Genomic DNA, 13,771 nt, shown 5'->3' on the forward strand with positions numbered 1-13,771 from the left:
TTCAAGCTTAATTTAATTCTATCAACGCTTTGATTACATTATTCTTTGGATCAATCCAACTGTCAAATTCATTAATCATCTCCGTAAAATCAGCTCTGTGGGTGATGTATTTCTTCGGATCGATTTTTCCGGATTTTAGACATTTCATCACATATTCAAAATCCTCGATGGTCGCATTTCGGCTACTCATCAAAGTAGATTCTCTTTTATGAAAATCGGGATGACTGAAACTCAATTCCCCTTTTTGAAGTCCCACCAAAACAAATCGGCCGCCGTGTGAAATGTAGTTGAAAGCACTGTTCATCACTTTTTGGTTTCCTGTCGCATCAATAACCACATTAGCCATATCTCCGTTAGTGATTTCAGCAAGTCTTTGGGCTACATCTTCGTTAAGCGGATTTATGGTTTCGTCGGCATTTAATTCATTTTTACAAAAACCTAATCGGTAATCGTTAATATCCATCACGATTACTTTGGCTCCGGCAATTTTGGCAAACTGAATTAGTCCAATTCCAATTGGTCCAGCTCCCATTACCAAAACGGTATCAGTAGAAGTTACAGCAGCTCTACGAACACCGTGTGCAGCAATTGCAAGCGGTTCAACCAAAGCGAGTTCGTCATAATCCAAACCTTGACCATGCAATAAATACTGTTCAGGGATTGTAATATACTCGGCCATTCCACCATCAATATGTACACCAAACACTTTTATATTGGCACAACAATTCGTCAATCCGTTTCGGCAAGCCACACACGTACCACAATTAAAATAAGGAATAAAAGTCACTTTATCGCCCGGCTGAAAACCTTTGGCATTTCCTTTTATATATTCGGCAGCAAGCTCGTGACCCAAAACTCTCGGGTATTCAAAATACGGCTGAGTTCCTCCGTAAGCATGAATATCGGTTCCACAAACACCAATTCTTTTAATTTTTAATAAAACCTCGCCTTCTTTTGGCTCCGGCATGGGTTTTTCTTTTAATAAAAACTCATGAGGCTTTTCACACACAATAAATTTCATCACTGTATTTTTTTAGTTATTATTTTAGATGCTAAGACTCTAAGATTCTGAGAATCTTATCTATTCAATTCTAAAGCGGCCAAAATAAAAGGTCCAGTCGCTTTTGGGTCATTATTTTTCTTTCTCTCGTTGATGTAATATTCATAAGAACCGTCTCGGTAAGGATTTCCACCCAAGCCCGCAACAGCACAGGCATTTGTTAGTTCAATTTCCCCATTGCTATCTATTTTCATCGATATGGTAGTCAATGCATCAAAAGCTTTGTTGGCAGCTTTTTTAAACTCTTTTGGCAAATATCCCTTGTTTACCCCTTTTGCGAAAGCGTAAGCAAACATCGAAGTTCCCGAAGATTCTAAATAATTACCTTCTCTGCCTCCCATATCTGTAACCTGATACCACATTCCTGATTTGTCCTGAAATTTTACCAAAGCTGTTGAAACGTTATTCAGATATTTTATCAATTCCTTACGTTTCGGGTGATTCTTCGGGAAATAATCCAGAACATCTACCAGAGCCATTACATACCAGCCAATCGATCTGGACCAGAAATTAGGTGAATTTCCGGTTTCTTTATTAGCCCATGGCATCTGTCTACTTTCGTCCCAAGCGTGATACAACAATCCTGTTTTGAGATCTGTAGCATGTAATTGAATTAACTCAAATTGTTTGGCGATATCATCAAATTTAGCTCCTTTTTCGAAAGTAGCTGTATATTGCGCATAAAAAGGTTCCCCCATATATAAGCCATCCAGCCACATTTGGTTTGGATAAATTTGCTTATGCCAAAATCCTCCACTTGGTGTTCTTGGCTGTTTTTCGAGCTGTGTGCGAAGAGTTTGCATGGCGGTTAAATAACACTTGTCTTTTGTTTTTGCATACAAATCAAACAAAATTCTTCCCCCAGGAATATTGTCAATATTATAAGAATCAAGCTTGAAGGTTTTGATATTTCCATCAGCATCAATCAATTCATCGGCGTATTGTTTGATGTAGGCTTCATATTTGCCATTCTTTTTTTGTTTATCCAATTCCTGAAAAGCATACATAACCAAACCATGCACATAGCTCCAATGCGCCACTTTTGCATCATCAATCATATAAGATTGCGGATGACGCTGCATTAAGGTCAAGGCCATTCGTTCAGACCATTTTAACTTGTTTGAAATTGAATTATTGTGTTTGTTCTCCGCAATTTCTGGTCCTATTTGAGCCATAGATTGACTACCGTATATTAACAAGATAAGTAGCAAACTTAATCTCTTAAAAAAATTGATTTTTTGAAAGTAATTCATCTGTATTTCAAATAATATTGTTAAAATCTATTTACTTTTAAATGTATTTTTCGACACGAAATTCCACAAAATGTAATCGATTACACAAATGTAATTTTAAATATTTATATTTCAAACTTAATCGATACAATTGTAATTGTATTTTTTACATTTATTATTTTTTTGGCATTATAGTATAAATTATTTAGTAATAAAAAAAAGACAAAACTAAAAAAGTAATACGAAATCAAACTCTAAGCATATTGCCAATGGTTGCAATCTGATAGTACACAATGTGAAATATTTGAAAAAGCAAAGTCATTAACCAAAACTTAATACAAATTGCTTTTTCTATAGACTACAAACAACAAAAAAACCTCGCTTTAGACTGCACCCAAAAGTTTGGACAAATTTATAATTAATTTTTATAATAGTGAGCTCGATATTTTATCGGGCTCATTTTGTTTAAATTTGATTTGATTCTATCGTTATTGTAATAGTTAATATACTGTTTAATTTCAGTTTTTAATTCTTCTATTGTTCTAAACTTTGTTATATAAAAAAGTTCAGATTTTAATGTTCCAAAGAAGTTTTCAATAATGGCATTATCTAAACAATTTCCTTTTCTTGACATGCTCTGTATAATTCCTTTTTCTTTTAATAAGTGTTGATATTGTTTCATTTGATATTGCCAACCTTGATCAGAATGAAGAGTTAAATTAGCGTTATTTGGTATTTTCTTAAATGCTTTTTTAAGCATAGTTACCACTTGATTAAACACTGGTCGTTCTGTTAGTTCATAACTAATTATTTCTTGATTAAATAAATCTATAATCGGTGATAAATACAATTTTTTTCCAAAGACATTGAACTCTGTTATATCGGTTGCCCATTTTTGATTGGGAGCTGTAGCTTTAAAATTACGATTTAACAGATTCGGTGCAATTTTACCATTTTCTCCTTTATAGGATTTGTATTTCTTTACCCTGATAATACTTTTTAACCCTAACAAATTCATTAATCGTAAAACGGTTTTGTGATTAATAACGATTCCTTTGTTTTGAAGTTCATCTGTTATTCGTCTATACCCATAACGCCCTTTATGTCTGTGATAAATAGATTTTATTAACTCTTTAATTACTTTGTATTTATCTGGTATTTCAGGTTGTTTTTGATGATAATAAAAAGTACTTCGTGCCATATTAGCATGATTTAAAAGTGGTTTTAAATCATATTTATGCCTTAATTCCATTATGACTTGCGCTTTTTGGCTTTCTCTTCTGCTTGAATTAAGGCTTGTAACTTTTTTAAATAATCAAGTTCACAACGTAATGCTTCGTTTTCTAAAAGTAGTTCTTCTTCTCTAGTTAATGGTTTATCTGATGTATGCTTTTTAGGTTTATTATTGCTCATAGATTTTGGTCTGCCTCTGGGTTTAGTATATAATCCTTTCAATCCAAAATTACTAAAATCTTTTTGCCATTTGATTATTATAGATGAATCGGAAATATTAAATCTTAAAGCAGTTTCTTTCAATGAAAGTGATTCTTTATAAATAGATTGCAATACTTTTAACTTAATATCTAAAGCGTATTTTTTGTTCTTATAACTAATCAACCCAGATTCACCATAGATCTTATAAAAACTAACCCATTTACGAATATTAGATTCATCTGGACCTTTCAATTTAGAAACATGTCTACTTGAATAGCCATTATTTAAAACTAACTCAACACATTCTTTCTTAAATGCATAATCATATTTTGATTTTCTTTCCATAAAAATACCCCCAAATAGTGTCTAACTTTTTGGGGGCAGTGCAATTACAAGTCTGTAAACGAGGTTTTAGTTTATAATTATTTTTTTGAGTTTAATTTTTTGAAACTGCTCCAATAGTGGAAACTTCCACTTTTTGATTTCTGAACACTTTGTCTTTCAACCATTTTCGTGTCGGTTCATCATATAATTTCAGCGAACCATAAGCTAATGCTATCGAAGAAAAGAATACCAGCACCCCAACCGGTAAAGCTTCTTGTAAAGGGATTTTATTTGTTGCTACCCAACCTGTATAAATATAAATTAAGGGATAATGCGTAATGTAAATCGGATAAGATATGTCTCCAAAAAATTTGCAAACTTTATAAGCAAACTTGTTTTCGGGTTTGCCTCCCGCACCCAGGAAAACGATGAGCGGAAAAATAAAAATCACAATTAATGAATCGTAAAGTCCATTGGCCCATAACATTTCTTTCCCACCAATTCTAGGCATCGCAAGAACAATTATCAAAAGTAAACTGCATAGGAAAAAAGTATTTTTTATGGAAACTATTTTGCTCACTCTAAATAATAATAAGCCTGCAAAAAACGGATAGGTCATTCGGGCAAAACCAATATGTAATTGGTCTGGCTGAAGTGCCCAACCACCAATGATATCACCATGTTTGCTCGTTAAAGCCAAATGAATCAGAAATACTGCTGAAAGAAAAACTAAAATTGACAACAGTAGTTTGGAAAACTTGCGGACGAACAACGCATAAAATATATTGGCAAGATATTCAAAAAACAATGACCATCCTGGACCATTTAGCGGATGCATTTCTGTCCAGCCTCTTATATCCATCGATACTGGCAACGGAAGAAGTGTACATCCTACCAACATTACCAATAACATCTTCCATACTGGCACTTCATGAATCATTGGCCACAGAACAGAATCTTGAAAATAGAAACATATTGCCCCAATAATCATCCCCAAAATTACCATTGGCTGTAAACGGACCAGCCTTCGCTTGAAAAAATCACCTACACTCATGTTGTTCCAGCGGTCGTCATAGGCATAGCCAATAACAAATCCAGAAAGTAAAAAGAAAAAATCTACAGCCAGATAACCATGATTGATTATTTGATCCAAATGACTGGTTGCACTTGCCTCAAGTACATGAAAAGCAACAACTAGCAAGGCCGCAACACCTCGAAGGCCATCCAAAATCTGATAATGGGGTTTTGAGTTTAGTAAATTCATATTGGTAACTAATTTTTAATTATTTTCAACTCATTAGTGAGTTTTTTACCACATAGATACAAAGAATTTCTATTAATTGTTTACTAATTAATAAAAAACTCCTTTAGGATTTCCCAAAGGAGTTTTTTAATTTATTACACTATAAACTCTAATGTCCGTTCCAAAGCCATTCCTCTGGAACCTTTGATGAGTATCATATTATTATCAAACTTTTTATTTTTAATCGAATCCGAAAAAACATCAAAGTTTTCAAAGAAAAATAAATTGGATTGATTTATTTTATTCTGATAAAAATCTTTTCCAACAAAATAGCAAATAATTTCCTTTTGATTAATCAACAAATCTACAACTCCCTTATGCTCCAACAAACTCTCCTCTCCTAATTCAAACATATCTCCCAGAAATGCAATTTTGTTTTTTTTGTCTAAAAGAATAAAATTCTCAATAGCCACTTTCATACTGCTCGGATTGGCATTGTATGCATCCAGAATTATTTCGTTTGTTCCTTTAGTCATTAATTGCGATCTGTTATTTTCGGGAATATAGCCTTCCAATGCGCTTTTTATATCACTTTCTTGCACACCAAAATAAGTTCCTATCGCAATTGCGGCATTAACATTATTTGCATTGTACAAACCTATCAAATGTGTCGAAATTATATTTTGAGAATACGAAACAGCAACAAATGGATTAGCAGCAATACTGGTAATATTTACGTTAGCAAAATCTTTATTAACTCCAAAAGAATAAACCTTCATTGCTTTAGTTTTTTCAATTTGAATAGGATCCTCAAGATTAACAAAAGCTAATTTGTCGTTATCAGAAAGGTATTGATACATTTCACTTTTTCCTTTAATCACTCCTTCAACACCTCCAAACCCTTCAAGATGTGCTTTTCCAAAATTGGTTATATATCCATAATCCGGTTGTGCTATACCACACAAAAATTCAATTTCTTTTTGATGATTCGCTCCCATCTCAACAATCCCCATTTCTGTTTCTTCGTTAAATGACAGCAGCGTTAAAGGCACTCCAATATGATTATTTAGATTCCCGACAGTTGCTTTTGTTTTGAATTTTTTAGAAAGTACTACGTTGATTAACTCTTTGGTAGTGGTCTTACCATTACTTCCCGTAAGAGCAATTATTGGTAGTTTCAAATAGCTTCGGTGATATTTAGCCAGTTCCTGAAGAGCAGCCAAACTGTTTTGTACCAAAATCGTTCTTTCGTCAATGTAATATTCTTTATTATCTATTATCACATAGGACGCCCCTTTATCAAGTGCTTCCTGAGCAAAAGTATTAGCATCAAAGTTATCTCCTTTTATTGCTACAAAAAACGAATTTTTATCAATTTTTCGAGTGTCGATTGAAACCGAACTGCATTTCAAAAACTGACTATGAATGTACTGAATATCCATATAAAAATAGTTTAAAAAATAAAAGCCCTAATGAAAGGGCTTTTATTGTATGATATAATAAAAAATTAATTTCTTGGTGATTTTTTTGTGTTCGACTTAGAACCTACTCTAGACATAGCACATCTAAATCCGATATAATCTGTTGCCATATCCTGAGGGAAGAATCTTCTTTGTGCAGGATCCAACCAATAAGCTCTGTCTCTCCAAGATCCTCCTTTGTATACACGAACTGCATCGTTAATCAAAGTGGTTCTTTTGTTAGACTTATCATATTTTCTTTCCAAATTACCCAAACTGTCAATTCTCACATTGTGTTTTGGGGCATTATACATAATCTCTTTGTCTGAAGTTTTATCAGCATCAGAAGAAGCAAATTTATAATACTTACTAGATTGTTTATCACCATCTCTGTAGTTTATATTATTACTTGTACTGAAGTTTTGTCTCAAATAAGTTTCATTATCATCTACAGGAACTTGAGCAATTTCACCTGGTAAAGCTATCGGTACTAATTTCCCATTACTTAATGTATCGTAAGCAACATTTTTATTATTAATAACTTCAATTTTTCCGTCTTTTCCGATTTTATTTTTAGTGTAAACGTTACCTCTGAAATAGTTAAAATCATTAGTTTCAACATCAACAATAGGTCTGTAAACATCCGCAACCCACTCGGCTACGTTTCCTGCCATATCATACAATCCAAAGTCATTTGCTGGATAGCTTTTTACTGCATTTGTAATATCAGCTCCGTCATCAGACCAACCTGCAATTCCTCCGTAATCTCCGTTACCCTGTTTAAAGTTAGCCAATTGGAAACCTTTGTTTGATCTTTTTCCAGAACGAGTGTAACTTCCTGACCAAGGATATTTCTTTTGTCCTTTGTAAATATTGTATTCTCTCTGACCTACATCAGCAGCAGCAGCATATTCCCACTCTGATTCAGTCGGAAGTCTATATTCTGGCAATAAAATCCCACTTGATCTTTGAGCATAAACGTTTTTCTCTTCTACAACATTACCGTTTTTATCTGGTCTTGGCGCTTTTTTAGAAGCTCCTTTTCCATGCAAAAGAATTTCTTCGTTTCCTCCATAAGTCAATGTAGGAGCAGCCAAATAAGTTTCGGTGTTAAAGTTATTATCTGCAGAAACATCCAATGTTTTAGCGTTTTTCTTCAAATAACCATTTTTTTCAAGAACCGCTTCATTTACACGATCTGTTCTCCACTTGCTGAACTCCACAGCCTGTACCCAATTTACCCCAACAACAGGATAGTTTGCATAAGCTGGATGTCTTAAATAGTTATTGGTCATTGTTTCATTATAACCTAATCTATTTCTCCAAACAAGTGTATCAGGAGAAGCTCCTTCATAAATGTTTTTATAATTTTCTTCTGTTGGTGGATATACCTTTTTCAACCATTCAAGATATTCAAGGTACATTAAGTTCGTAACTTCAGTTTCGTCCATATAAAAAGACATAACGTGCTGCTGATTTGGAATATTATTCCAATCACGCATTACGTCATCCTGAACTAATCCTCTTGTAAAAGTTCCTCCTTCTATAAATACCAAACCTGGTCCTGTTTCCTGTGTCTTATGAGCAATTCCTTTGGTAAAACCACCTTTAGAACTGTTTACATTCCAACCGGTACCTCTCGAAGTACTTTCGGTTTTAGTTTTTTTGCTACAACTAGCTAATCCTAATACTAATGTGAGGGCTAGTATTATCTGGAGGGGAATAGTTTTGTTTACTTTCATAGTTTCTAGTAGGTGATTATTAAAATTTAGGTAGCGCAATGTAACAATTAAACATTAAATCGCAAAACCATTTTTAACTTTAATTTGTAATGTTTTAACAACTGACGCATTAAAAACGCAAAAATATATTTTTTATTATACAAAACAACGAAAACGAATTTAATATTTTTTATTTAATTTTAGCTCTTATAAAGAGCACTTTACCAAAATTATAATGAAAAACCAATTACTTGTTTTTATTTTTTTATTGCCAATTTTAACTTTTGCTCAAATAAAAGGAGACATTACAATTGACTGGATTCAAAATGATATCTCAAACACAACCAATAAACCGAAAATACCAACTTTTAAAGGTGATAGTTATTTTTATAACTCTTTTAGCCAATCACTATATTACAGCTTAAATTTAAAAAACTCATCTGATTTAGACGAAAAAAGCATTGAGATTTCAAATATCCTTTATGAAACTATATCTTCAGCTGCCCTTGGAAATTTAAACACTTCTCATATTCCTTCTACTGTAAAAACCACACTTCGCACAATCAAATCAAGAAATACTATTCAAAATTATCTTCAAATATCTCCAATAATCAAAGAAGCTTCCGGCTACAAAAGGATCAAATCTTTTTCATACTCCATCAATAGCAGTCCTACAAAAAAAACTATTTCTATTAAAAACAAAATCAACATTACAAATTCTGTTTTGTCTACAGGGGATTGGTATCGATTTTATATTGAAAAATCAGGAGTGTACAAGATTTCTAAAACTTTTTTACAGGATTTAGGCATTAATTTAAACGGAATTGACCCTAAAAGAATAAAATTATATGGTAATGGCGGTAAAATGCTACCACTGGCTAACGATGTTTCCTATCCGACAGATCTTACCGAAAACGCAATTCAAATCCAAGGAGAAAGCGATGGTGTTTTCAACAATGAAGATTATATTTTATTTTACGGTGAAGGAATTTATAACTGGAATGACGAAAGTCTAACCAATCTAAATTTATACGATTCAAAATCCTATTATTACATAACAATAGGAAATGATAACGGTAAGAGAATACAGAATATACCTGAACCAACATCGGCAAGTACTTTGAATATTTCAACTTATAACGATTATCAATTTCACGAAGTCGATCTTACAAATATTGCTCAGGTAGGCCGTCAGTGGGTTGGCGAATCATTCGACATTAATCAGGATCAGGAATTCACTTTTGATTTTCCAAATATTGATTCCTCAACACTAGTTAAACTAAATATATCATTGGCATCTGCAGCCTATACACCAACTTCATTTAAGGTTCTGGCCAATGGACTAGAAATTGGCAATGTTTCATTTAACGCATTAAGTACCAGTTCAGACACACAATACTTTAACGCTTCACTTCCAACCAACACCACATTTACAGGAACATCAAATATAAAAATCAAATTATCCTACAATAACAATGGAGTTCCCGGATCTAAAGGCTTTCTGGACTACATCCAATTAAAAGTAAAAAGTAAGCTACTGGGTTTTGGCAAACAATTTCATTTTCAATACGACCAATCAGGTTCAAGCTTGGGAATTATATCCTATGATTTCTCAAATGCTGCCAATATTTCGCAAATTTGGGATATAACAGACCTATATAATGTATTCAAAAAAGAAAACAACAATCTAAATACATTTTCGCTTAAAGCAAATCTTGGAGAACTTAGAAAATACATAGCCATTGATCCAAATGATTATTATTCTCCGTCCAAAGAAAACAAATCAAAAATAATCAACACTAATATTAAAGGTACCGTTTTCCAAAATTCACAGGGTCAATTTCAGGATATTGATTATGTAATTATCACTCCTGAAGTTTTGAGACAACATGCGGAAAAACTTGCCAATTTTCATCGAATAAACTCCAACCTGAATGTAAAAACAATTACTCTCGAATCCATCTATCAGGAATTTTCATCAGGCAAACAAGATATTGCAGCCATAAGAAACTGCATAAAATACATTTACGATAACGCTTCTTCCCCAGACAAACGAATACGATATGTCAATCTATTTGGCGATGCCTCATTTGACTATAAAAAAAGAATAACCAACAACTCCAATATTGTCCCCATATACGAGTCATTGACCAGCAACACTATTGGCGAAGCATCATTTGCCTCGGATGATTTTTATTGTCTAATGGATGATTCCGAAGGAAATATAACTACAAATTATGGAGGAACAGATATCGCCGTAGGCAGAATGCTGATCAATAATAGTGCACAAGCAGACGAAATGATTAATAAAATTATCGAGTATCACGACAAAAAAGCTTATGGTAATTGGAGAAACAATTACATCACACTTTCTGACGACTCAGACAAATCAACTGATGCTTCGTTACAATCAAGACAAAACACTCTTGCAGATGAAATTACAACCCAAAAACCTTTTCTCAATGTGACCAAAATATTTTTGGACGCTTACACTCAAGAGGCCTCCGCGGGAGGAGAAAGATATCCAAAAGCAAAATCTGATTTTTATACCCAATTTGAAAAAGGCGCTTTAGTTTTCAACTATTTGGGACACGGCGGAGAAGATGGCCTCGCGAGCGAAAGAATTTGGGACAAAGCCGATAGTCAAAGCCTCACCAATCAGTACAAATATCCATTATTTACAACAATTACATGCGACTTTTCCCGTTTTGACAATCCCACTAGACCTACAGCCGGCGAATACATTTATTGGAACCCAAAAGGCGGGGCTATTTCTTTGGTATCCACAATTCGTTCGATTGAACAATTCAGCGCCGAAAATTTTAATGATACTTTTACAAAAAATCTTTTATCATACGGTTCCAACCAATATGTTTCTATTGCCGAAGCGCTCAGAATTTCAAAAAACGAAAATCCAAACAGCGCAACAAACGTAATTCTTTATCTTGGTGACCCCGCTTTATTTCTGGCTATACCAAAACCAAAAGTAATTCTGACCAAAGTAAATGACATTCCGGTAACTCAATCAATTCCAGATTTTAAGTCATTGGATAAAATGAAAATATCAGGAGAAATAACAGACGAAAACAATCAAATTTTAACAGATTACAACGGTATTTTGGCAACTATTTTATTTGATAAAAAAATAACAAAAAGCACTTTAAACAACGATGGCTACAGTCCTCCTATAAATTTCACCACTTTGGGAGAAGCCATTTTTAGAGGAAATGCTTCCGTTACAAACGGTCAATTTGAATATAGTTTTATTGTACCAAAAGATATTCGAATTCCTTTAGATAATGGAAAACTTAGCTTTTATGCTCAAAAAATTGAATCTACAGGTGATGTTACAGGTTACGACACTTCTATCAAAATAGGAGGTGTTAATAAAAATGCAGTTGCAGACAATAATAGTCCAAAAGTGAAGTTATATATGAACGACCAAACTTTTGTTTCGGGAGGTATAAGCAACGATTCCCCAATATTAATTGCTTATATGGAGGACGAAAGCGGCATCAATACAGCAGGCGGCATCGGTCATGATATTGTAGCTGTTTTAGATGGAGATTTTGCCAATCCATTCATTCTAAATGATTATTATCAAACCGAGTTGGATAATTTCACAAAAGGTAGCCTACATTTTCCTTTCAGAAATTTAAAAACAGGAATGCACACCCTTACTTTTACAGTTTGGGATGTTTATAATAATGCTACGACAGCCGAAATTCAATTTTTGGTGATTGGAGATGAATCGATTACATTGACAAATGTTTTAAATTACCCTAATCCGTGCGTAAATTATACCGAATTCTGGTTCTCACACAACAAACCAAATGAACCTTTAGACGTTCAGGTTCAAATATTAACAATAACAGGGAAGATAGTTTGGACAAAAAACCAAACCATCACAACCTCGGGTTTTTTATCACGAGATATCTCATGGGACACTCGTGATGATTTTGGAAATAAAATTGGTAAAGGAGTTTATGTTTACAAACTAACAGTAAAGGCAACCCTATCCAATCAAAAGGCTGAAAAGTTTGAAAAGCTTGTGATTCTTTAATAATATCGTATCTTTATACCTGCTAATTTTTTATTAAAATATAATGAAAAGAACGACTTTACTCATTACCCTATTATATTCATTAAATTTTATTCATGCACAGGAAAGCGTGATCACAACTGCTGTTCCTTTTCTTTTAGTCGCAGCCGATGCCCGGTCGGCAGGTATGGGAGACAATGGTGTTGCCTCATCCACGGATAGTTTTTCACAACAATGGAATCCTTCAAAATATGCATTTGCCACAGATCAACAAGGATTTTCCGTAAGCTATACTCCTTATTTGACCGATTTAGTAAATGATATTTCATTAGCCCAAGTAAACTATTATAATAGATATAGTGAAAGAAGTGCTTTTGCAACCAGTTTTCGTTATTTTGGATTGGGCGACATAGAATTGCGCCAGGATTTCGATAGTCAACCACTTACGGTATCTCCAAACGAATTTGCATTAGATCTTTCGTATTCCCTAAAACTAAGTGATAAATTTTCGATGGCAGTCGCAGGTCGCTTCATAAATTCAAACCTAAAAGTAGCCACAGAAAATAACGACTCTTCTTCTTCAAGCAGTTTTGGAGTTGATGTAGCCGGTTTTTTTCAATCAAATGAAATCGCATATAGCAATTTCAACGGTAGATGGAGAGCGGGATTTAATTTCCAAAATATGGGACCCAAAATGAGTTATGATAACGATGACATCAACAATAACTTTTTGCCCGCAAACATGAGATTGGGAGGCGGTTTTGATTTTATTTTGGATGAATACAATAAAATCGCTTTGAATTTGGAAATAAGCAAATTAATGGTACCAACTCCGCAAAATCCAGATTTAAATGGAGACGGAACAGTCACCCCTGAAGAAGCGCAACAAAATAGCGACAACTACCAATCCATAGGTTGGTTCTCTGGAATGTTCAAATCATTTACCGATGCCCCTGGCGGTTTTAGTGAAGAATTAAAAGAAGTCACCTATTCAGTAGGGTCAGAATATGTTTATCAGGATTCCTTTTCGTTTCGTGCAGGATATTTCTATGAAAGTCCTGAAAAAGGAGCAAGAGAATTTTTCTCTCTTGGCGCAGGATTCAAATACACTTCACTAAAAATTGATGTTTCCTACTTATTCTCTGCCTCCAAAGTACAGAACCCATTAGAAAACACTTTACGTTTTTCTTTGACGTTCAATTTTGGAAATAAATACGAGAATTACTAACATTATTCCTTTTCCACAAAGCAAAAG

Annotated in this window: 8 protein-coding genes; 2 read left to right on the forward strand and 6 right to left on the reverse strand. The window is 33.7% G+C overall.

The window, feature by feature from the left end; all coding sequences use genetic code 11:
- Positions 1-7 precede the first annotated feature (7 nt).
- The 6 genes from EM308_RS01520 to gldJ form a co-directional block, all read right to left on the reverse strand.
- Positions 8-1,021 (reverse strand): zinc-binding alcohol dehydrogenase family protein, encoded by a 1,014-nt coding sequence (locus EM308_RS01520; protein ID WP_035640436.1) that lies wholly within the window; start codon positions 1,019-1,021, stop codon positions 8-10.
- Positions 1,022-1,077: 56 nt separating this feature from the next.
- The gene (locus tag EM308_RS01525; protein WP_231560044.1) at positions 1,078-2,235 is read right to left on the reverse strand and encodes a glycoside hydrolase family 88/105 protein; all 1,158 of its coding nucleotides are present in this window, start codon (positions 2,233-2,235) and stop codon (positions 1,078-1,080) included.
- Between the two features lie 475 nt (positions 2,236-2,710).
- Positions 2,711-4,071, reverse strand: a protein-coding gene (locus EM308_RS18370) for an IS3 family transposase (protein ID WP_394332816.1) whose coding sequence is annotated in 2 segments (ribosomal slippage) — positions 2,711-3,594 and positions 3,594-4,071 — 1,362 coding nt in all. Because the reading frame shifts where the segments join, the coding sequence is not laid out codon by codon here.
- A 91-nt stretch (positions 4,072-4,162) separates the two neighbouring features.
- Entirely contained in the window at positions 4,163-5,314 is a 1,152-nt protein-coding gene (locus tag EM308_RS01540; protein ID WP_035639619.1) for an acyltransferase family protein, read from the reverse strand.
- Between the two features lie 134 nt (positions 5,315-5,448).
- Positions 5,449-6,735 carry a UDP-N-acetylmuramoyl-tripeptide--D-alanyl-D-alanine ligase gene (locus tag EM308_RS01545; RefSeq protein ID WP_035639621.1) on the reverse strand — a complete coding sequence of 429 codons (1,287 nt, stop codon included), beginning with the start codon at positions 6,733-6,735 and terminating at the stop codon, positions 5,449-5,451.
- A gap of 65 nt (positions 6,736-6,800) precedes the next feature.
- On the reverse strand, positions 6,801-8,495 hold the full coding sequence (gene gldJ, locus EM308_RS01550; RefSeq protein WP_035639622.1) for a gliding motility lipoprotein GldJ: 1,695 nt from the start codon (positions 8,493-8,495) through the stop codon (positions 6,801-6,803).
- A gap of 214 nt (positions 8,496-8,709) precedes the next feature.
- Here gldJ and porU point away from each other — a divergent pair, with 214 nt between their 5' ends.
- On the forward strand, positions 8,710-12,537 hold the full coding sequence (porU, locus tag EM308_RS01555; RefSeq protein WP_035639624.1) for a type IX secretion system sortase PorU: 3,828 nt from the start codon (positions 8,710-8,712) through the stop codon (positions 12,535-12,537).
- Positions 12,538-12,580: 43 nt separating this feature from the next.
- The gene (gene porV / locus EM308_RS01560; RefSeq protein ID WP_035639626.1) at positions 12,581-13,744 is read left to right on the forward strand and encodes a type IX secretion system outer membrane channel protein PorV; all 1,164 of its coding nucleotides are present in this window, start codon (positions 12,581-12,583) and stop codon (positions 13,742-13,744) included.
- Positions 13,745-13,771 lie beyond the last annotated feature (27 nt).

The sequence above is a fragment of the Flavobacterium gilvum genome (assembly GCF_001761465.1).
Classification (GTDB): Bacteria; Bacteroidota; Bacteroidia; order Flavobacteriales; family Flavobacteriaceae; genus Flavobacterium; species Flavobacterium gilvum.

Coding starts and splice junctions, on each gene's coding strand:
- porU (WP_035639624.1), top strand. CDS start 8,710: ATGAAAAACCAATTACTTGTTTTTATTTTTTTATTGCCAATTTTAACT.
- EM308_RS01545 (WP_035639621.1), bottom strand. CDS start 6,735: ATGGATATTCAGTACATTCATAGTCAGTTTTTGAAATGCAGTTCGGTT.
- EM308_RS01520 (WP_035640436.1), bottom strand. CDS start 1,021: ATGAAATTTATTGTGTGTGAAAAGCCTCATGAGTTTTTATTAAAAGAA.
- porV (WP_035639626.1), top strand. CDS start 12,581: ATGAAAAGAACGACTTTACTCATTACCCTATTATATTCATTAAATTTT.
- EM308_RS01525 (WP_231560044.1), bottom strand. CDS start 2,235: ATGGCTCAAATAGGACCAGAAATTGCGGAGAACAAACACAATAATTCA.
- gldJ (WP_035639622.1), bottom strand. CDS start 8,495: ATGAAAGTAAACAAAACTATTCCCCTCCAGATAATACTAGCCCTCACA.
- EM308_RS01540 (WP_035639619.1), bottom strand. CDS start 5,314: ATGAATTTACTAAACTCAAAACCCCATTATCAGATTTTGGATGGCCTT.